The following is a 19,873-nucleotide window of genomic DNA, read 5'->3' on the forward strand; positions in this document are numbered from 1 at the left end:
TAGATCATCATCATGTCCTCCGTTTTATGGTTTTCTTGGTCGAAAACATTGTAACACGGGTCATGATGATGACCTATTCTTTTTACACAATTATATGGACTTAATCTTCTTATCTGTCGAAAGCCAGTTTGGGGTTCTTCTTCAGGGGTTATGAACCCTTTTTATCTGTCGAAAACCAATTTGGGGTTCTCCTTCAGGGGTTATGAACCATTCTTATCTGTCGAAAACCAATTTGGGGTTCTCCTTCAGGGGTTATGAACCATTCTTATCTGTCGAAAACCAATTTGGGGTTCTCCTTCGGGGGTTATGAACAGGTATTTATAAAAGTAACTGCCATAACTAAGGCAGTTACTTTTAAACCTTATATCGCCTTTTCCCCTTTAACCCCATTAATGGAGTAGCTAACCGTGATTTCAGCATTTAAGGTATGAGAAACGGAGCAATATTTTTCCTTTGACAGCTGAATGGCACGGATGACTTTGTCTTCGGGTAATTCCCCGTCTAAAGCATAATGGAGATTGATGTTGGTAAATCGTTTAGGATGCTCCTCTGCCCGTTTGCCTTCCACATCTATTTGAAAGGAACTGGGCTCGAGACGCATTTTATGGAGGATGGAGATAATATCCATTCCGGTGCAGCCTGCAACGGCTTGGAGGAGGAGTTCGGTTGGTCTTGCACCCGTATTTTCTCCACCGACCTCAGGTGCGGCATCCAATTTGGTTTCATGGCCGGAGGGAGTTGTGCCTGCAAATGCCATTTTCCCATTCCAATTAATTGTTAAATCCATCTTAGACATTCCCCTTTCTATTTGCTTATTCTTGCCATTAGGGTCGTTTCTTATTTTTTACTTTATAAAACTAGATATTTCTATATTTACTTTATGTAAAGTGCTTTTATGAAGAACAAGAACCCCTTCCACTCTAGCGAAAGGGGTTCTTTACTTTATAAATTATTCTTTAACAGCATCTTCAGTTACAACTTGGTCTTCTGCCTCCACTTCAGTTGCTTCTGTCTTCTCTTCAGTAGTGACTTGATCTTCATCTTGAACTTCTCGAGCTACTACTGCTTCTTCATCTGCCTTAGCTTCAGTAGCTTCAGTCTTTTCTTCAGTTACAGCTTTATCTTCAGAAACTTCATCAGTTACTACTGCAGTTTCATCTTCTGCAACAGGTGTAGTTGCCTCCGCCGTTTGATCTTCAGTAACTGCTTCACCAGCTAGTACAGCAGAATGTTCATTGGCATGAGCCTTTGCTGTTTCACTCGCATGCGCACTTGCTTGAGATTTTGCTTTATTAGCAGCGGAAGGATTTACCTTAGCTTCTGTTTTCACTTCTTCTAAAGTTGAGTCGGCATCTTCCTTTTCAACATCTTCCAAAGCTGACTCGGCATCTTCTTCCTCTTTCGTTTTCACGACAGCATCCTGGTCTTTAACGATTTTTTTAGAATCCGCATCATCATCTTTATCAGCGTCTTCCTTCTCCTCTGTTTTAGCTGCTGTATCAGCTTCCACTTCAGTTGACTTTTCGTCCTCTTTCACAGACACTTCATCTTCTTGTTTAGGAGTTTTGACTTTAATAGCTTCGTCCTCTGCTTTGGGAGTTTCAACTTTAATAGCTTCGTCTTCTGTTTTTGGAGTTTCGACCTTTTCCGTTTCCTTTTCAACATCCGTTACAGGTTTAGTCGTTTGAGTTTCTGTTGTAACGACCGGTTTAGCTTCTTCCTTTACTTCCACGACTGGTTGTTGAGCCGGAACTTCCTTCGTTACAGTCTCTTCCGTTTTACCGACCTTCCCAAGAACAGCTGAGTTCGGATTTGCATGCTGTTTGGCTGTTTCACTTGCATGCACGCTTGCTTGAGATTTGTTCACTTTTTCAGCTTTCGGCTGCTGGACCTTCACTTCTTTTACCACTGGCTTAACAGTAACAACAGGCTTAGAAACATGCTTTTCCTGCCCATTTGCCTTTACAGTAGCTTTAACCTGAACAGCATGTCCTGCTTTAGCATGGTCAGGCCCAGCCGCTAAGGTAAAATGACCTCCTGCAAAAACTCCAACTGATAATGCTCCAGCTAATACGAAAGATTTCATCACTTTACTAGGGTTTAAATAATGTTTCATTTTATAATTCGCTCCTTTTAATTTGCGTATTCCGTAGGCTTTAGCTGCGGGTAACGGTTTTTAAAAAAGGAACTGTCTGCGGCGGCGGTGATGGCGGCGCATTTACCCATTGGTGGTGCTTTAGGTTATAGCGGGAAAGAAACGGCTGAACAAGCTTTATTTCATAGTGCTTGTTCCATTCAAACCATTTTTCCAAAAAGCTAATCGTATGTAAGCCTTGGCTAACGCGGTCATTCGACTGGCCGCCGCTGCCGCTGTTAGAACGCGGTGCTGGGTTCAAGGACTGATCGACAGTCGGAAGTTCTTCTTCACTTGCCGGCACCTTTTTCTTTACGGGTACTGGTGCAGCAGGCTCGATACGCTTGACTTTCTTAGATTTCATCTCCACTGAAACGGGAACTTGCTCTTTTGGAGCGGCCGTTCTTTTTTCAACAGCAATATTAGCTTGTTTAAGAGGTTGATCCGTTACGGATTGATTTTTTTCTTCCTGCACGGTGTTTACAACAGCGGGCTTCTCTTCGTTCTTGATGGCAGAATGGCCATATCCATTTCCATTTGCCTGAGACGGCAATGTTTTGGTTCCTAGGATTTGTTTCTGAGAAACCGCTTGTTTCGCGCCTCGTTGGACAGCCTGAACCGGCAAGGCTTTGGTTCGTACGGTTTGTTTTGGAGAAACCGCTTGTTTCGGTCCACGCTGGACAGCCTGACCTTTTGCTTTACTAGCAGGTGCTGGTACCGCAGCCTTTTTTTCCACAACAGTCTTAACCTGTTGAGGTTTCAAAGGGACGCTTACCTGTTTCACAACTATATTACCTTGTTTTAAAGAAGGCTGTGCCTCTGCCACATGGGCATTCGCTTGTCCGCTGGGCTCATGTTTCTCGGCAAACGCTTGGTTTGGCAGAAATAGAGCGGCCCCCGCCATAAGAGCAGGTATAATAAACGATCGGAAGTGCAACATCTCACCCCCTTTCCTCATTTGTCACGTTCAATGACAACATTCGGGGAGATTCTACCTTTTTTGACCGCTGGTTGCAGAAACAATTCTTTTTTCCTATACTCACTCCATCTATTTACCTGACTTTTTGAAAAAAAAATCCCTCTTCAATAAGAGGGACCTAAATCTATTTAATTTGAACAAAAACAAACACAACCGCATTGTTCTGCTTTGTTTGCTTCTCAATGCTAACATTTTGGACCGCAATCGTTATCTTGGCACGGTCATTTTCCTTTGTGAATATGGCTTCTTCTGCTTTAATCGTCCCTTTATCAGCCTGATAATCATCAAACTTATCAAAGATCTCCTGTGTATTGAATCTGATAAGCTCTTTACCGTTTTGGTCCGCTACTTTCAAATCGCTCCGTTTATCTTTTGTTTCTTTCAACAAGGAATAAGTTTTGCTTTCCTTTTTAAAATGGCTAATTTCCTTCTCACCATTATGGTCGAAGGGATAAAGATCAGTTTGAACAAATCGATCAAAGCCGGCAATATTTAAAGACATTGGCGGCTCAACCGTCAGGTAAAAAGATTGGTTTTCCTCCCCCGTCGCGTGATACTCACGAAAGCCAAACGTATCCTCAAAATCATTATAAATATTAAAATTTTTCGGTATCCAGTTAATTTCCTTTAGATAGCCCATTTGGTCTAAGTAATGAACCGTTTCGGTAATAATCTCTCTATCCTTTTCAGAGACTGTCCCGTTAGGCTTAATCTGATTATTTTCAAGCATATCATACTTTAAAAGCTCATTTTCAAGCGTGGAAATCTGACTGTTTCGGCTGATGGTAAACGCATCAACTGGAGGAATAATCGAAATAGCCGAAAAAATAATTAACAAGGCGGCAATCACGCCATTTTTACATACAGGTAAAAAGCTTAATAAAACACCAGAAATAATAGCAAATAGTCCAAATAAAATAACATAATATCGGGTATGTGTAATGCCTGTATCCGTTAGACTTATGACCGATGAAGCTATCTGAAAGAGCACAATCGGGATGAGTACCTTTGGGAAAACTTTTCTAAAAAAATCCGTAAACTTATTCTCAAGCTCACTCACTAAGATATAAAGCAAGATGACGGTAATAGCATACGAGACGAGCATAGGCTCCAGCAGGTTATCATCCCAAAAGGCCCCGCCAATGGTTTTGAAAATATAAACTACTAAGATGAGCGTAAACACACCTAGTAACGGAATCATGATATAGGATAACAGTATTTCTAGAAACTTCGGACAATGTGCAGCTTGATCAATGGTGTCGTCCTTCGCCCGTAAATAATGAGGGATAAGCGATAGGAAGTACAGGGGTGCAAAAAGAATAAAGATAACATTTGCTGTATGCGGGTAAGCCGTGTATCCAATCTGAAAAATCAACTCATTAAAAGCAACTAGGATAATATCGATTCCGACAAAGATAATTCCAGAGAAAAAGAGGGAAATAAAAAATGACTTAAAGGTTATCATGAAGCTTTTATTAAAACTGTTGCTGTTTTTGATTACAGGCACCCAGATAAAGGCCCAAAGCAGCGCAAACATGGCCACAACCGTTCTAATTTCCATCTCTGTACTTAAATTTGGAGCCGGCCTAACAATCAAGTAATATCCACCCGTTAGAATGATCGCCGCTCCCATCAGCGCCAGTCGAGACGAAAATTTTGAAAAGAATCGTTCATAGACTACCTGAGTGACGGCGCTAAGGAATGCACCCAGGATAAAGGTTAATAGTATCTTCGTATCATCCTTTTCCGTGCTGATTGAATAGGCATTAACCAAGACGGCGGCTAATAAGAATAATGTGGTTAAAGGGAAACGGCTAATGGCGTCACTCAACCCAGTAAGTCGATCTTTACACTTTTTCAACCATTTCATCTCCATCAAACCTCCCTTTACAGATGATTCCATATATTTCTAATAAAATTATATCATGTATCGCCACACGATATGGGTATTTCCTACTCTTTTATCCCCTTCAAAAACTGCATTTTCTATTTATTTTTCAAAGAAATTCGATTCGACAAACTTCACTAAAACCCTTCACATTTCCCGGGGAATTAACAAGATGATCTAATTTATTCCAAAAACAGCCAGTTTCTAATATCCTAGGTTTTACACAAGATGTTCAACACGTTAAAAATGGTTTCAGTTCCAATGATCAAAATATAACTTAGAATTGTGACCGCCACGGTAAATCGGATGCCGATATGGTCAAAATAACTTAGAATTGTGACCGCCACAGTAAATCGGATGCCAATATGGTCAAAATAACTTGGATTTGTGACCGCCACAGTAAATCGGATGCCAATATGGTCAAAATAACTTGAAATTGTGACCGCCACGGTAAATCGGATGCCGATATGGTCAATATAAAGAACCATGCTTCGTATTATTTCACCTCTTGGCTTATAAAGCTCATAACCTATGATAGGTTCACCGTAACAATAAAAAAAGCGCGCCTAATGTCAGGACACGCTTTTTCTAAGACTTATTAAATTACACTTGAACTGGTTTCCCGCTTGCTTCATGTTCTGCTGAATCGGTTACTTTAAAGCGCCCTGCCACAAAGGCGGCAAGAAGGGAGCCCAAGACCATCGCAAATCCTAATACGTAAAAACCATTGATCAAATTACCATCATGTGCGACCGCACCAACAACGATAGGACCTACAATTCCGCCGAAATTCCCGCACAGATTAATAAGACCATTGGCCGTCCCCGCTTGATCACGCGGCACGAATGACATCGCCCATGCCCACCATGGCCCCATGGCCGCGTAAATGCCGATACCGGCTACAATCAACACAATCATGTTAGCAACAAGACTTAAACCTATAAAATGTTCCACAATGAGAGCAAGTCCTCCGATAGCTAAAGCAACCGCGACAAACGTGCTCCGTTTCCCGCCGCGGCGATCTGACAAAGTAGCAGTTACATACATAGCGATGGCGGCGAGGATAAATGGAATCGCAGACAGAAAACCGATTGCCTGAATTCCAGAACTGCTTAACTGTTTCATCAAGCTCGGCATCCACAGGCCGAAGCTATATAATCCAGTAATCCAAAGGAAGTAAATGATACAAAACACCCAAATTTTCGGATTTGTAATAACCTCCAGAAGAGAACCCTTCTCTTTAATGGCTGTTGACTTATTTTTCTCCAGATAATCCCGCTCTTCCTTAGAGAGCAAGCGATCTTTGGAAGGAGAATCCGCGCCCAAGAAATAGAAAACAACCGCTAAAATCAATGGAGGAATTCCTTGTAAAATAAACATCATCTCATAATTCCAAGTATGGATCATCCAGCCCGCCAAAGGAGACATGATAATGGAAGAGATAGGAAGCGACATTTCCGAAAAGTTGATGGCCCGGGCCCTTTCTTCATCCGGATACCAGTTCACAAAGTAAATGGAAAACGCTGGCCACACGACACCTTCAGCCAATCCCATGAGAAAACGAACGGCCATTAAGGCAGTAAAGCTATGAACGACACCAGTGAGCATCGCGGCTGCTCCCCAAACGACTAAGGCAAAAACAATCATTGATTTGGCACTAAATTTACCGGCAACCCATCCTCCCGGTATCTGGGTAAGCACATATCCCCAGAAGAAACCAGAAAGCAAAACTCCTACACTAGCAGTGGAAAGTCCAAGGGATTTAACCATTAAAGGGGCGGCCATTCCAATATTGGAACGGTCCACAAAAGCCGTCAGATAAATTAAAAAAAGTAAAAGTCCAATACGGTACCAGCGGGCTTTTGGAATCTTTTTCATTATTTTCACTCTCCCAATTTTAAAATTTACTGTATGGTATTTCCTTGATGATTCCTTTTTTCAGGCTTTTCTTGACAGGTATGGATGCTAGAATCGCAGCCAACAGACTTCCCAGCGTCAAATTGCAAACCATGTTCGCCATCGAAGCCAGCCCTGCCAAAGGCCCAAATGTATCATTCGCCAAAACAGTCGCTAAAGCAGCATTGCAAATTCCGACTTCAAATACAATCGACCGGCACTCCGCTTCGTCAAAGCGGAAGAATTTCGCAAAACCATAGCCCAGCAGCATCTGCAGAATAATTTGCAAAATGACACATAAAAATAAGGAAGGTAAAATGGCCGGATGACCCAGCAGCGGCTTACTGGCCTGGGAGGCAATGCCCAAAACCACGATATACAAAGCAGCCGAAGAAAAAATCGGTGCGGCCGGTTTCACCTGCTGCTGGATCTTCGGAAATTTATATTGTATAAATATTCCGATAATTAATGGTAAAAAAACAATTTTTGTCATCTTCCATAGAAAAGGCAGATAGGCAAAATGCACACTTGAACCAATAAAAAGCTTCGCTAAAGCCGGCGTAATCAACGGGCCGATCAACGTGTCCACCGCAGACATGGTGATGCTCAAAGCAAGATCCCCTTTGGCAATCAAAGAGTTCAAATTAGCCGAAGTGCCGCTCGGAACAATCCCCGCCATGACAACCCCTGCAAAAAACTGGGTGGATGAAAAAAATAGATACGCCACAAGCAGCGAAACGAGCGGAGCAATCACCCATTTTCCGGCTGAACCCACTAGAGGGGCCTTGGGTTTTTGAATTAGTACCTTCAGGCGCGCTAGATCCAGCGTCAGCCCCATAATCAACAGGACAAAACCAAGGGCAAGACTGCTAATAGCACTAAGTGGAGAGAATAACCCCGGCATAAAGACAGCCCATGCAGCAAATGCTAGTATCCAAATTGGCATTAAGCGGGCGATCACAAATGTTACGATTTTCATTGTTTAGGAGCCTCCAAACATTCCAAAGGATAGTTTATTAAAATAATTATTCCAAATTGTCCAATTATTTTAAATGGTACAATTTTACCAAAATAATCCTATCCCCTATTCAAACCAATAAATTGATTCCTCTACCCTGTTCATCTTCACGTACTGCCCGATAGAAGCTTGCTCTCCCTCTAAGCGTGCCGTGACTCTTAATCCCCCTTCCAATTCGACCAAGGCAACGATATAAGGCAGCTGTGGTTCATACTTTCCTGCCGCCACGCGAATCGTGGTGTACGAATAGATGCTGCCTGTGCCTGTGTGTTTCATTTCAACGAAATCATTGGAGGTGCATTTTGGACAGGTATATATAGGCGGGAGGGCTTGATGGCCGCATTCCTCGCAAACTACCACGATGATATCCATGCGCTAAACCCCCTTTCCGGCAAAAAGATGGACGACGGAATACGCGCCCGTGCCGCCCAAGTTTTGCGCCATGCCGATCCTGGCCCCTGGCACTTGATTGGCTGCTGTTCCTCTAAGCTGGGAGACAATCTGAATAATTTGCGCAACACCGGTGGCACCGATCGGATGGCCGCGGGAAAGGAGACCGCCGCTCGTATTAACCGGAATCTTCCCGCCATGCTGTGTCAGTCCTTGCCGGACGGCCTGCCAGCCGGTTCCCTTTTCGAAAAAGCCAAGATCTTCAATGGCTAAAAGCTCGGTCATGGAAAAGCAATCATGAAGCTCGAGCACATCGATATCATCAGGGCCCAATCCCGCTTGGGTATAGGTTTGCCGTGCCGCTTCCACCGTTGCAGAAATCGTCAGCAGCTCCGGAATCTCCTGCATGAGCGGCGGACCCGAGGCTTGACCAGAGGCAAGCACCTGGACACCCTGCTCTTTTGCGGAAAGAACCACCGCAGCCGCACCGTCTGTAATCGGGGAACAATCAAATAATCCGAGCGGGTCACAAATCATTCGTGCCTTCAGGATTTCATCTATGGAAGTCCCTTTTTGGAATTGGGCCCTTGGGTTATTTAGTGCATATTGGCGGTTTTTCATGGCTGCCATGGCTAAATGCTCTTTTCGTGCACCTGTTTCATAGAAGTAGCGATTGGCCACAATGCCGAAAAATCCAGGGAACGTCAATCCGGCTGGTCCCTCATTGGAGTCATTGTCCATCGCCGTGTTAATGGAGTGTGTCACAGTCTCCGTTCCGGCATGTGTCATCTTTTCAACCCCTATAACCAGGACCCGGTCATAGATTCCTCCCGCAATCAGCTGGTAAGCCTGCCGGAAAGCAATCCCCCCAGAAGCGCAGGCTCCCTCCATTTTGGCGGCGGGAATCGCACCCAATCCAAGCGAGCTTGCAAGCATCGAACCCAGAATTTCTTGTCCGGCCAAGCTTCCTCCCATAAAATTGCCCACAAAAATTGCATCGATTTTCGGCTTGCCTGCATCTCGCAGCGCTTCCCGGCCCGCTTCCACGGCCAGAGATTTGATGCTCTTATCAGGATGCTTGCCGAATTTTGTCATGCCGATACCTGTTACGGAAACCTTTCTCATTGGGATACCCCCCAATAAGCTGCACGAATTTCCTTGCGCATGATTTTTCCGTACGAGCTTTTCGGCAAAGTATCCACGATGAGTATGGCTTTTGGCTTTTTATATCCGGCCAAGTGATTCCTGCATAGCTCGATCAGCTCCTGCTCTGTCACCTGCTGCCCCTCTTTCAGCACAACATGTGCATACACAGCCTCTCCCCATTTCTCATCAGGGATGCCAAAAACACAGGTTTCCTTAACAGCCGAATGAAGATTTAGCACTTCTTCCACTTCCCGCGGATACACATTCGCTCCTCCGCTGATAATCACATCCTTCTTGCGGTCGACAAGATGCAGAAACCCTTGCGAATCCAGCCACCCCAAATCACCGGTATGGAGCCATCCGTCCTTTAATGTTTCGGCTGTGGCCTCGGGCTGATTCCAGTATCCCTTCATCACGAGAGATCCCCGGCAAATGACCTCACCGATCTCTCCAGCGGACAATGGGTTCCCTTGATCATCTACAATTTTTACGTCCACAAAAGGACCGATGGCCCCGCAGGAATCAGGCTTATTGGCCAACTCTTCCCTCGGCATCATCGTGATGGTCATGGGAGCCTCGACCTGTCCATATGTTTCACAAATTTTAGAACCGAGCCATTCTAACGCGTCCTTGATTTTTTCCACGGCCATCGGGGCACCTGCCATATTGATCGTCCTTAGGGAGGAAAGATCCCTTGAAGGGAAGCTCGCTTCATGAATCATCAGATTGACCATCGTCGGCACCAGAAAGACGGTGGTAATTTTCTCCTTTTCAATGGCCTCAAGAAAATCCTTCGGTTCAAACTTATTGAAGACTACCTGCTTACACCCCAATAAAAGTGCGCATTGAGCCAGGAAATTGCTGCCGTGCGTGAGCGGGGCGACATGCCCAATTACATCCTGCTGTGTAATCCCGCAGCCCATGATCAAAGAAAGCGCACCTGAAAGGAAATTACGATGCGTAAGCATGACCCCTTTGGGTCTTCCGGTTGTTCCGGATGTATACATAATGGCGTAGGTATCGTCTTCGGCCACCTCAATAGCCGGCATGCTTTCCGGATACGGTGAGATCCATTCCTCGTATTCTGCTGTGGTTACTATTGGACACAGTGTCTCGATTCCCTGCAGCAAAAGGGGTTCAGCGATCAACAGGCTGGCCTCTGAATGCTCGAGAATGTATTCATGCTCTTTCGAATGCATTCTGTAATTGAGGGGAACCTTAATCAGCCCCGCCCAAGCGATGGCTACGTCCAATTCGATATGCTCTAATCGGTTGGACATCAGGATCGCGACCCGATCACCCTTCTGCAAGCCGCGGTCAAGCAGCGCATGGGCTAAGCGGGCGGACCGTTCAGACAGCTCCTTGTATAAATAGGTAGTCTCCCCATCCGTCAGTGCCGCCTTATTTGCATATCTAAAGCAGGTCTTTCTAGCAAGGCTCGCTATCGTTTCCATTCCATCATCACTTCCTTCGGTATTGAATAGTTTGAAAGCCCAATTGAGGGCGGTACGCACGTACAGCTTCTATTTCCTGGCCAACAAGAATCGTATATTCCAAGGTAACCAAGATGATATTGTTTCCCTTGAGAAAATGCCCTCCGCGAATCAGGCCGTCCTGGTCAATAAACATTCCATGAAAATGCAGGTCAAGTTCCCCTTCCTGATTGCGGCAGATCATTCCTGTGCCTTGAAGGATTTCCATGACGCCTTGAATGGTCACAGGATCACTGTAGGCAGGTTGTCCATCAGGGCCTTTAATTCCATATACGTAATGGGACTGCTGAAGGGATCCGATACAGGTCACCATGCCGGTATCGATTCCATGGTATTCACATTCCTCAAGCAGCCCTTGCATTAAATCCTGGCCTTTTGCCAGAGTTCCCCAAATGACGCCTTGATCACGGTTATAGACCGATTGTCTTTTGACCGGCATAATTCCTCCCCCCTTACATCATTTGCACGCCGCCGCAAACATTGAGCGCTTGGCCAGTAATGTAAGCAGCTTGATCGGAAGCGAGGAATAAAGCAGCTTCGGCCACCTCCTCGGGCTGTCCCACTCGCTGAAGGGGAATCGGGCCCACATAATCAAGAATGGCTTTTTCCGCGGAACCGCCAAAGAGGGAAGCCCGGTCACGGCCAATCGCCTGCAGCATTTCCGTTTCCATGGGACCTGGACAAACCGCATTGACCCGCACTCCATTTTCTCCAAAAAAATCTGCCATCGACTTTGTTAAGCTAAGCACCGCTGCTTTTGACGCCCCATAATGCATGGCCAGTGGGCGGGGAAAGCGGGCGGCGATCGAAGAAATATGAATGATAGACCCCTGGCGCCTTGTGATCATATGCTTCCCGACTGCTTGAGAAAGAAAGAACAGCCCTTTTAAATTGACGGACAACACACGGTCCCAATCCTCCTCCTCCATTTCCAGAAAAGGTTTGGTCTGCATGATTCCTGCATTATTAATCAAAACATCGATTCGCTCCGTGTCCGCAATGACCTGGTCTACCGTTTCCCTCATTTCCTGAACATTCGTAATATCCATGACCACACTTTTCACATAGTCGGTCAGCTTCAGACATTCCCGCTTCGCCTCTCCCAAGGCCGCTTCATCCCGGTCGACCAAAATCAGGTTTGCTCCTTTTTCAGCGGCGGTGCGCGCCAGAGCTAGACCGATGCCTCTGGCAGCACCGGTTATCATAATAAATTTTCCTAGCAAGTTATCCAATGGCCAGCCCTCCACATACCTTCAGAACTTGACCGGTCACATAATTCGAAGCAGGTGAAGCCAAATAGACAACGGCTTCTGCAATGTCTGCCGGGTCGCCCATCCGCTTGATTGGCTGCCCGTCCAAAGGATACTCCAATCCTCTGGTCAGTTCCGTGACGACCGACCCTGGGGCAATGCTGTTACAATAGATGCCTAGCTCCCCTACTTCCTTCGCCACCCACTTCGTCAGGGCGATGATACCTCCTTTGGAAGCGGCATAGGCAGGGCCGGATCTTCCTCCATTGCTCCCGGGCAGAGAAGAGGTAACTCCCCCAATAATTCCGGAAACCGAACTGATGTTGATGATTTTGCCGCAGCCTTGGTTCTTCATATGAGGATAAATCACCGCTTGCGTAAACAAGAAGGTCCCGAGGAGGTTCGTATCGATATCACGCTGCCAATCCTCCACAGTCATTTCCTCCAATCCTAGACGTGATGCGGTCCCGGCATTATTTACCAGGATATCGACTCTGCCAAAGCGTTCAACGGTTTCATTGACTGCCTTTTGCACTTCCTCCTTCTTGCGTATATCAACCTGCATCGCCAGGACCCTGATATCAGGGTTTTCCGATTCGATGGCTTGCACTGTTTCTTCACTGGATAAAAGATCGATGATCACAATATGGCATCCGTTTTTAGCCAGGGCTCTAGCACAGGCAGCACCAATTCCCCGTGCCGCTCCTGTAATGATGGCCACTTGACCTTTCAAGCTTTGGTTATGGCTAATTTCCCACATATGTAAAACTCCTTTCCATTTCATGAATTAACTATGCAACTATCATGCCAAAAGTTTTTGTATTAAGGATTAAGCGCTTTCAGTGTTATATGCATTAGTGCATATGCAAAAATGCTTCTATTTTTAATTAATTGCGCATACTTGCCTACATGGTTTTCTAAATATAAAATATATTCAAACATTTTAAAACAGGGGGTATTTCATGACAAGGTTCGAAAAAACACGAATTACCGAGAAGCTTTACCAGTCACAATTACTACTTACACATTTAATTGATAGCTCCTATGATGGCATCACAATAATGGATCCGTCTGGAAGAATCATATGGTACAATAAAGCCTATTTGCGTATATCAGGTTTAGCCCCCCATTTATTGGATACCTTAACCGTCGATGAAGTTTTGGAAAGAGGCTTCGTCAAGTTGTCGGTATCGAAGGAAGCGATTATCCACAATAAGACGATCACGAAGCTGAACCAATATTCCACAGGGATTGAAGCCTTGGTGACGTCTACTCCTGTCCTAGATGAAGAAGGAAATTTACTTTTTGTCATCAGTAATATAAGAGATTTAACCGAGCTGAATCGATTAAAAAGACAGCTGGACGAAACAAACAGCCTGACTGAAAGTTACAGGAAAACACTGCAGGAAATGCAGGTGCCGAGTATGGATGGGGCGCAAATCATCTACCGCAGCCAGTCAATGGAAAAAATCGTCTCTCTTGCCCAAAAGGTTTCTGCTATCGATACGCCTGTCCTCATTTTGGGAGAATCTGGGGTAGGAAAAGATGTCTTGGCCAACTATATTCATTTCAACAGTGACCGGCATGACTTGGGCACCTTTGTAAAAGTCAACTGTGGGGCCATTCCGGAGAATCTCCTCGAGTCCGAACTATTCGGATATGAGCCGGGTGCTTTTACTGGTGCGGCACGACAGGGGAAAGCAGGACTGTTCGAGGTTGCCGATAATGGGACGCTTTTTTTGGATGAAATTGGAGAGATGCCCCTCTCCTTGCAGGTGAAATTGCTGGGGGTTTTGCAAGATATGAAGATTCAAAGAGTGGGTGGAACGAAGTCGATTCCTATCGATGTCCGGATTATCGCAGCCACGAACGCAAACCTGGAAGAGCTGATCCAAGCGAAAAAATTCCGCGAGGATCTTTTCTTCCGAATCAACGTTCTGCCCATCCACGTACCACCGTTAAGGGAGAGGACGGAGGATATTTTTGTCATGCTTATGCATTTTCTTCAGATGTTTAACGAAAAACATGGCAGGGAAAAAGTACTTCCCCTCCATCTCATCGATCGGCTTCTTGCTTACCCATGGCCCGGCAACGTTCGTGAGTTAAAAAATGTAGTCGAGCGGCTCGTCATCTTATCTGATGAAGATTTCATCCCTGAATCCTTGCTTCCGCCTGCTATTGATCAGTACAAAGTGGTTAAGCCGTCTCCAGTACCTCAGGACAAGAGGGCTGCAAGGGATCCAAAGATTTCTCTAAAAGAGATGGTAAATGAATATGAAAAGACTCTATTAGCTTCCTATTTATCTACTTATCGTCCCATGAAACGGTGTGCTGAAATCCTTCAAATCGACCTGGCTACCCTTGTCCGTAAGAAAAAGAAGTTTGGGCTGTAACTAGTCTCATTTTTTATGGGCTTTTCGAAAACTAGCTGGTGAAATATCAATATATTTTTTAAAGATTCTATGAAAATGGGTCATGCTTTCGAAGCCGCATATTTCTGCGATGGATGAAACTGAAGAATTTGTTTCTATTAAAAGTTCTTTCGCTTTAATAACTCTTTTGGAATTCAAATACACTGTCAATCCCATCCCAGTTGTTTGTTTAAATACTCTGCTGAAATGAGAGGTGCTGACAAGAGCCTGGCCTGCAAGTTCGGTCAGGCTTAAGGGGTGGCTTAAATTGTTATTAATATACACTAATATTTCTTTGACCCAATACGGTCCATAGGTATTCGGTTCATTTAGGTGCTGCTTATTATCCATGTGGGCACGATATAGGTCCAAGATGATCTGATGAACAATCAACAAAGAAGCATGCTTATGACCAAGCTCACTTTTTTGCATTTCTTGATAAATAGTTAAAAGTTGTTCTTCCATCTTTTGTTGATTCTCTAATGGCAATGCCATTTTATAATTTCCCACTTTTTTTGCCATCTCAAACAAATTTAAAAAAGAAAAAACATCATCTATTAAAATATTATAAAGTAACGTAGGGCTGAAAAAGATGATGGTAGATGTAACTGGTTCATCCCTATCAGGCATTGCACGGTGAATGGTATCGTTTGGGATAAGAAATACATCACCCTTTTGCATGTCATAAAAATGATCATCAATAAAAAATGTCCCTTTTCCGCTATAGACAAACACAATTTCATAGTAGTCGTGAATATGATCAGGCAGTTCATTTTGAGGGCTTTTCGTATCTTGGTAAATAAAAGAAAAAGGAAACAGTAAGTTGTTGTTGGAAACTTTTTGAACGGTTCTCATTTCAGCTCATCCCCTCACTTTATGGTATATCAAAAAATGGTACAAATAAAGCAAAATATGTAATTTATATTTCGTTTCTTGTTGATTAAGATAAAAGGAGGCAAATGGTAGAAATAAATACACCCCAAAATGAAAGGGTTTTCTCACCAATTATTAATGAGACTCTACTGCTTGCTTAAAGACGTTGTAATTCTATAAAAATAAAAGATTATCAAAATTTGAATATTTCATGATGAAATTACCATATAAAATAAAGGAGTGTAATTCCAAATGAAAAGTATTGTCTGTGAAAAGCCTAATGAATTTAAAATGGTTGAAGTTGAACGACCTGAGCTTAAAACGGGAGAAGCCTTAGTCCGTATCCGCCGTATTGGTATATGCGGAACTGATTACCATGCGTACAGAGGGAATCAACCTTTTTTCAGCTATCCTCGTACACTCGGTCATGAACTTTCTGGTGAAATTGAATCCATTGATGAAAACCCTGCTGATTTAAAGCCAGGAGATCAAGTATCAGTCATTCCCTACATGAATTGTGGCGAATGTATTGCTTGCAGAAATGGAAAAACAAATTGCTGCACAGATATGAAAGTATTGGGTGTCCATATTGAAGGCGGCATGAGTGAATGGATTACAGTCCCTTACAATCATTTAGTTAAAACAGAGGGGCTAACATTGGACCAATCTGCGATGATAGAACCTTTAAGCATAGGGGCACATGCCATTAGACGTTCTGAACTCAAGCAAGGGGAGTACGTCCTAATCATCGGTGCTGGCCCTATTGGTTTAGGGGTCATGGCTTTTGCTAAGCATGAAGGGGCAAAGGTGATCGCAATGGACGTTAACGAAGAACGTTTGGAGTTTTGTCGGAAATGGGCCCGTGTGGATTACACTGTGAACGCATTGGATAACCCGGTGGAGAAATTGATAGAAATCACAAAAGGTGAAATGCCTACTGTTGTATTTGATGCAACAGGAAATAGTAAATCTATGGCGGATGCTTTCAACTATCCTGCCCATGGAGGAAAATTAATCTATGTTGGGTTAACCAAAGGGAATATTTCATTCGATGATCCTGATTTCCATAAAAAAGAACTTACCTTAATGGGAAGCAGGAATGCTACACGGGAAGATTTTGAATATGTAGTGAATGCCGTACATCATGGCGGAGTAGATATCGAATCGTATATTACACATCGTACAAGCTTTGATGAGATGATTAATCTATTTGAGGAATGGTTGACTCCAGAGGCCAAGGTAATTAAGGCTGTTGTCGAAGTATAATAACTTAAGATTTTGAATAGAAGTTTCCTTTATGTTTGAAGAGGAATTCCTCTTTCAATTGAGAGAAAGCGCTAACAGATTTTGGGGAGGTAAATCAATGCTATCAAAAATGTTCACAAAAGATAAACTGCCTGTGCTAGTTCTATTATTCTTTGCAGGTGTAATTAACTATTTGGATCGTTCTGCATTATCCATTGGTGCTCCATTTATAAAAGAAGATCTATCATTATCAGCCACACAGATGGGACTAATTTTTAGCAGTTTCTCTGTTGGATATGCCATTTTCAACTTTATTGGCGGAATGGCGTCTGATAAATACGGCGCAAAACTCACTTTGTTCGTTGCCATGGTCGTTTGGTCATTATTTAGTGGTGCTATTGCTTTAGCGGTTGGATTCGCTAGTTTAATTGTCATTCGTATTTTATTTGGAATGGGCGAAGGCCCGCTTTCAGCCACAATCAGTAAAATGGTCAATAACTGGTTTCCCGCTGATCAGCGTGCGTCAGCAGTCGGGTTAACCAATAGCGGAACACCACTTGGCGGAGCCATTTCAGGTCCGATTGTCGGGTTTATTGCCATTACTTACAGCTGGAAAACCTCATTTCTTCTGATTATGGTGATTGGACTGTTTTGGACTGTTTTATGGTGGAAATTTGTTAAAGAAAAACCAGCTGCCTCAGAAGAAAAAACAACTGTTGTAAAAGACAAGCAGGTCCCACAGGAAAAACGCCCATTAACCTTTTACTTAAAACAAAAAACAGTTTTATTTACAGCATTTGCGTTTTTTTCCTATAACTATATTTTGTTTTTCTTCTTAACTTGGTTTCCTAGTTATTTGGTAGATGCCCGTCATATGGATGTTAAGGATATGAGTGTCATTACAATGATACCTTGGATTGTGGGATTCATCGGACTTGCATCCGGCGGATTTATTTCAGACATTGTTTTCAAAAAATTCACAAAAAAAGGTGTATTATTCTCAAGAAAAGTTGTGCTAGTCACTTGTCTATTTATTTCAGCTGTTTGTATCGGAGGTGCTGGCCTTGTCACAACAACCGTCAGCGCAGTAACTTTGGTTGCATTTTCGGTATTCTTCCTATATTTGACTGGAGCCATTTACTGGGCCATCGTCCAAGACGTTGTGGAGCAAAGCAGTGTTGGATCAGTTGGTGGATTCATGCACTTCTTAGCAAATACGGCTGGAATCATCGGACCAGCTTTAACCGGGTTCCTAGTTGATAAATCTGGTTCATTCACATCGGCCTTTTTACTTGCAGGCGGATTGGCTATCTTTGCTTCCTTATCCGTAATCCGTTTTGTACGTCCTATTAAATATCCAAGCACGAAGATGAAATCCGTAAAAATGACAGTTTAAATTAAAATTTAAATAAAAAAATCGACAGGCACATCTGCCTGTCGATTTTTCTATTTAACATATTAGATCGAATTTTACCTCTCTCCTAGTTAAAAGGTAAAATACTCTGAATACTTTTCTATTACTTTTGGTAATTCGTCTTGTTTATGGCTAAAATGGTGCAGCAATAATTTCTCTGTTTTCTCCTCATTTTTAGAAAAAACGGCCTTAAGAATAGTTTGGTGCTGACTTACCACATTTTCCATATGGTTTGGAGTCTTTAACTCTAAATATCGCATCCGGTTCAAATGACCTCTCATTTGTGAAACAACAGAAATTAATGTTTGGTTTTCCACTAGTTCCAGAAAAAGTTGATGGAATGTCTCATCATGCTGCATGAATTCTATACTTTCTCCCTTTAAAGCGGCTTTATGTTGTTTTTCAATTAATTCAAACGCTTTTGCTTGAATCTCCTTATAACGTAAATCATCAGCATCCCAGTTTCTCGCTACTGATTTAAAAGCACTTATTTCCAAGCTTTCTCTTACAAATCTGGCTTCTTCCACTTTCTTTACCGATATCAAAGCAACACGTGCCCCCCGTTGTGGAAGGATTTCAAGCAACTCTTCCTGCAGAAGATTTAGAAAAGCCTCACGAATGGGAGTACGACTTACTCCTAAAGCAGCTGCTAGTTCGCTTTCTGATAACATTTGTCCCGGCTTGAAGTTTAAAGTAATAATTTCTTCTCTGATTTTGGTATAAGCTGCCTTCCCAAGTGTATTTCTGTTGGGAGAAGAGATACTATTTAGGCCCAAAATGGACACCTCTTTACTTTTTGTTTTTTAGTATACTTGTATACCAAATTCTACTTCTGCTTATAATTTAAGTCAACTAACGGACTATTTTTCCTGGTCCATTATTCGCAAACGCAGCAACCTCATCTACCGAGTTACAATCCCCATGAATTGTATGCTTTAATACAGATGCTGCTGTTGCAAATGTAATCAAATCTTTTGAGGACTTATTTTCTAATATTCCATGTTCCCTCTTGCTTCCTGTACTTTTTGAACATACTGCTTTGCATATTCTGTAATTTTGTCATACTGCCCTTGCTTGGCCGGTGCCACTAAATTTCCACCCACTCCGACAGCTACACAGCCATTTTTTATCCATTGATCCACATTATCCAGGCTGACTCCGCCAGTTGGCATAATGTTCACTTGTGGAAGAGGAGCCTTTACTGCTTTTACAAAATCAGGGCCAAATGCATTTCCTGGAAACAGTTTAACAATATCGACTCCTGCTTTTAATGCATGCTTCATTTCAGTGATAGTCATGCATCCTGGCATAAAAGGAATTTGATAAAGATTACATAGTTTTGCCGTATCTTCATCAAATGCCGGACTAACCACAAACTGTGCACCGGCAAGAATCGCGACCCTTGCTGTTGTTGCATCAAGAACTGTCCCTGCTCCAATGACGACATCTGGATTTTCTCCATAAATTGATGCTAATTCTTTGATGACTTGATCTGCACCTTGTACAGTGAAGGTAACTTCAATTCCTAGAATGCCGCCTTCTACACATGCTTCTGATATTTTAATGGCTTCTTCCTTGGAATCCGCTCTTACAACCGCGACTACACCACATTCGGATATTCTCTTCAATACATTTAATTTTTTCATTATATTCCCCACCTGTGATTGTTTAGTTTATTTATTCCTCTTCAAACGGCCAATATTATTAATAGGAAAGAGGCCATGATGAACTTTTCA

General features: G+C 43.2%; 19 protein-coding genes. 3 read left to right on the forward strand and 16 right to left on the reverse strand.

Going from position 1 to position 19,873, the window contains the following annotated elements:
- Positions 1–361: 361 nt before the first annotated feature.
- The 13 genes from J7E81_RS07575 to J7E81_RS07635 all read right to left on the reverse strand — a co-directional run bounded on the left by J7E81_RS07575 (position 362) and on the right by J7E81_RS07635 (position 12,978).
- Positions 362–787 carry an OsmC family protein gene (locus J7E81_RS07575; protein ID WP_215041556.1) on the reverse strand — a complete coding sequence of 142 codons (426 nt, stop codon included), beginning with the start codon at positions 785–787 and terminating at the stop codon, positions 362–364.
- A gap of 162 nt (positions 788–949) precedes the next feature.
- Positions 950–2,116, reverse strand: coding sequence for a hypothetical protein (locus J7E81_RS07580; protein WP_215041557.1), 1,167 nt, complete (start codon positions 2,114–2,116; stop codon positions 950–952).
- 40 nt (positions 2,117–2,156) lie between these two features.
- Complete coding sequence (locus tag J7E81_RS07585; protein WP_215041558.1) at positions 2,157–3,074, reverse strand: hypothetical protein; 918 nt, start codon at positions 3,072–3,074, stop codon at positions 2,157–2,159.
- Between the two features lie 163 nt (positions 3,075–3,237).
- The gene (locus J7E81_RS07590; RefSeq protein ID WP_215041559.1) at positions 3,238–4,983 is read right to left on the reverse strand and encodes a DUF4153 domain-containing protein; all 1,746 of its coding nucleotides are present in this window, start codon (positions 4,981–4,983) and stop codon (positions 3,238–3,240) included.
- Positions 4,984–5,213: 230 nt separating this feature from the next.
- Positions 5,214–5,489, reverse strand: a complete 276-nt coding sequence (locus J7E81_RS07595; protein WP_215041560.1) for a hypothetical protein — start codon at positions 5,487–5,489, stop codon at positions 5,214–5,216.
- Positions 5,490–5,604: 115 nt separating this feature from the next.
- Positions 5,605–6,879 carry an MFS transporter gene (locus J7E81_RS07600; protein ID WP_215041561.1) on the reverse strand — a complete coding sequence of 425 codons (1,275 nt, stop codon included), beginning with the start codon at positions 6,877–6,879 and terminating at the stop codon, positions 5,605–5,607.
- Between the two features lie 19 nt (positions 6,880–6,898).
- Entirely contained in the window at positions 6,899–7,876 is a 978-nt protein-coding gene (locus tag J7E81_RS07605) for a bile acid:sodium symporter family protein (RefSeq protein WP_215041562.1), read from the reverse strand.
- A gap of 105 nt (positions 7,877–7,981) precedes the next feature.
- Positions 7,982–8,287: a Zn-ribbon domain-containing OB-fold protein gene (locus tag J7E81_RS07610; protein WP_215041563.1), complete on the reverse strand. Its 306-nt coding sequence runs from the start codon at positions 8,285–8,287 to the stop codon at positions 7,982–7,984.
- A gap of 3 nt (positions 8,288–8,290) precedes the next feature.
- Entirely contained in the window at positions 8,291–9,430 is a 1,140-nt protein-coding gene (locus J7E81_RS07615; RefSeq protein ID WP_215041564.1) for a thiolase domain-containing protein, read from the reverse strand.
- Positions 9,427–10,905, reverse strand: a complete 1,479-nt coding sequence (locus J7E81_RS07620; RefSeq protein ID WP_215041565.1) for a class I adenylate-forming enzyme family protein — start codon at positions 10,903–10,905, stop codon at positions 9,427–9,429. The genes J7E81_RS07615 and J7E81_RS07620 overlap by 4 nt, the downstream gene beginning before the upstream one ends.
- Positions 10,906–10,912: 7 nt before the next feature.
- A complete protein-coding gene (locus J7E81_RS07625) occupies positions 10,913–11,383 on the reverse strand; it encodes a PPC domain-containing DNA-binding protein (RefSeq protein ID WP_215041566.1) in 471 nt (156 codons plus the stop codon).
- 13 nt (positions 11,384–11,396) lie between these two features.
- Entirely contained in the window at positions 11,397–12,176 is a 780-nt protein-coding gene (locus tag J7E81_RS07630) for an SDR family NAD(P)-dependent oxidoreductase (RefSeq protein ID WP_215041567.1), read from the reverse strand.
- On the reverse strand, positions 12,169–12,978 hold the full coding sequence (locus J7E81_RS07635; RefSeq protein ID WP_251028522.1) for an SDR family NAD(P)-dependent oxidoreductase: 810 nt from the start codon (positions 12,976–12,978) through the stop codon (positions 12,169–12,171). Before J7E81_RS07635 ends, J7E81_RS07630 begins: the two co-directional genes overlap by 8 nt.
- 178 nt (positions 12,979–13,156) lie before the next feature.
- Between J7E81_RS07635 and J7E81_RS07640 the strand changes: the two genes are divergently transcribed.
- Positions 13,157–14,587, forward strand: coding sequence for a sigma-54 interaction domain-containing protein (locus tag J7E81_RS07640; RefSeq protein ID WP_215041568.1), 1,431 nt, complete (start codon positions 13,157–13,159; stop codon positions 14,585–14,587).
- 6 nt (positions 14,588–14,593) lie between these two features.
- Here the strand turns inward: J7E81_RS07640 and J7E81_RS07645 are convergent, their stop codons facing one another.
- Positions 14,594–15,460, reverse strand: coding sequence for an AraC family transcriptional regulator (locus tag J7E81_RS07645; protein ID WP_215041569.1), 867 nt, complete (start codon positions 15,458–15,460; stop codon positions 14,594–14,596).
- A gap of 270 nt (positions 15,461–15,730) precedes the next feature.
- On the opposite strand from J7E81_RS07645, the gene J7E81_RS07650 reads away from it, so the two are divergent.
- Both J7E81_RS07650 and J7E81_RS07655 read left to right on the forward strand, forming a co-directional pair.
- Positions 15,731–16,744 (forward strand): zinc-binding alcohol dehydrogenase family protein, encoded by a 1,014-nt coding sequence (locus J7E81_RS07650; protein WP_215041570.1) that lies wholly within the window; start codon positions 15,731–15,733, stop codon positions 16,742–16,744.
- 109 nt (positions 16,745–16,853) lie between these two features.
- Complete coding sequence (locus J7E81_RS07655) at positions 16,854–18,119, forward strand: MFS transporter (protein WP_215041740.1); 1,266 nt, start codon at positions 16,854–16,856, stop codon at positions 18,117–18,119.
- Between the two features lie 89 nt (positions 18,120–18,208).
- Here the strand turns inward: J7E81_RS07655 and J7E81_RS07660 are convergent, their stop codons facing one another.
- Entirely contained in the window at positions 18,209–18,913 is a 705-nt protein-coding gene (locus J7E81_RS07660; RefSeq protein ID WP_215041571.1) for a GntR family transcriptional regulator, read from the reverse strand.
- Positions 18,914–19,126: 213 nt separating this feature from the next.
- A complete protein-coding gene (locus J7E81_RS07665) occupies positions 19,127–19,783 on the reverse strand; it encodes a bifunctional 4-hydroxy-2-oxoglutarate aldolase/2-dehydro-3-deoxy-phosphogluconate aldolase (RefSeq protein ID WP_215041572.1) in 657 nt (218 codons plus the stop codon).
- Positions 19,784–19,873 lie beyond the last annotated feature (90 nt).

The sequence above is a fragment of the Bacillus sp. ISL-18 genome (assembly GCF_018613415.1).
Classification (GTDB): domain Bacteria; phylum Bacillota; class Bacilli; order Bacillales; family Cytobacillaceae; genus Neobacillus.

Excerpts from the sequence above, each read along its gene's own strand:
- J7E81_RS07575 (WP_215041556.1), bottom strand. The coding sequence starts at position 787 with ATGGATTTAACAATTAATTGGAATGGGAAAATGGCATTTGCAGGCACA.
- J7E81_RS07580 (WP_215041557.1), bottom strand. The coding sequence starts at position 2,116 with ATGAAACATTATTTAAACCCTAGTAAAGTGATGAAATCTTTCGTATTA.
- J7E81_RS07585 (WP_215041558.1), bottom strand. The coding sequence starts at position 3,074 with ATGTTGCACTTCCGATCGTTTATTATACCTGCTCTTATGGCGGGGGCC.
- J7E81_RS07590 (WP_215041559.1), bottom strand. The coding sequence starts at position 4,983 with ATGAAATGGTTGAAAAAGTGTAAAGATCGACTTACTGGGTTGAGTGAC.
- J7E81_RS07595 (WP_215041560.1), bottom strand. The coding sequence starts at position 5,489 with ATGGTTCTTTATATTGACCATATCGGCATCCGATTTACCGTGGCGGTC.
- J7E81_RS07600 (WP_215041561.1), bottom strand. The coding sequence starts at position 6,879 with ATGAAAAAGATTCCAAAAGCCCGCTGGTACCGTATTGGACTTTTACTT.
- J7E81_RS07605 (WP_215041562.1), bottom strand. The coding sequence starts at position 7,876 with ATGAAAATCGTAACATTTGTGATCGCCCGCTTAATGCCAATTTGGATA.
- J7E81_RS07610 (WP_215041563.1), bottom strand. The coding sequence starts at position 8,287 with ATGGATATCATCGTGGTAGTTTGCGAGGAATGCGGCCATCAAGCCCTC.
- J7E81_RS07615 (WP_215041564.1), bottom strand. The coding sequence starts at position 9,430 with ATGAGAAAGGTTTCCGTAACAGGTATCGGCATGACAAAATTCGGCAAG.
- J7E81_RS07620 (WP_215041565.1), bottom strand. The coding sequence starts at position 10,905 with ATGGAAACGATAGCGAGCCTTGCTAGAAAGACCTGCTTTAGATATGCA.
- J7E81_RS07625 (WP_215041566.1), bottom strand. The coding sequence starts at position 11,383 with ATGCCGGTCAAAAGACAATCGGTCTATAACCGTGATCAAGGCGTCATT.
- J7E81_RS07635 (WP_251028522.1), bottom strand. The coding sequence starts at position 12,978 with ATGAAATGGAAAGGAGTTTTACATATGTGGGAAATTAGCCATAACCAA.
- J7E81_RS07640 (WP_215041568.1), top strand. The coding sequence starts at position 13,157 with ATGACAAGGTTCGAAAAAACACGAATTACCGAGAAGCTTTACCAGTCA.
- J7E81_RS07645 (WP_215041569.1), bottom strand. The coding sequence starts at position 15,460 with ATGAGAACCGTTCAAAAAGTTTCCAACAACAACTTACTGTTTCCTTTT.
- J7E81_RS07650 (WP_215041570.1), top strand. The coding sequence starts at position 15,731 with ATGAAAAGTATTGTCTGTGAAAAGCCTAATGAATTTAAAATGGTTGAA.
- J7E81_RS07655 (WP_215041740.1), top strand. The coding sequence starts at position 16,854 with ATGTTCACAAAAGATAAACTGCCTGTGCTAGTTCTATTATTCTTTGCA.
- J7E81_RS07665 (WP_215041572.1), bottom strand. The coding sequence starts at position 19,783 with ATGAAAAAATTAAATGTATTGAAGAGAATATCCGAATGTGGTGTAGTC.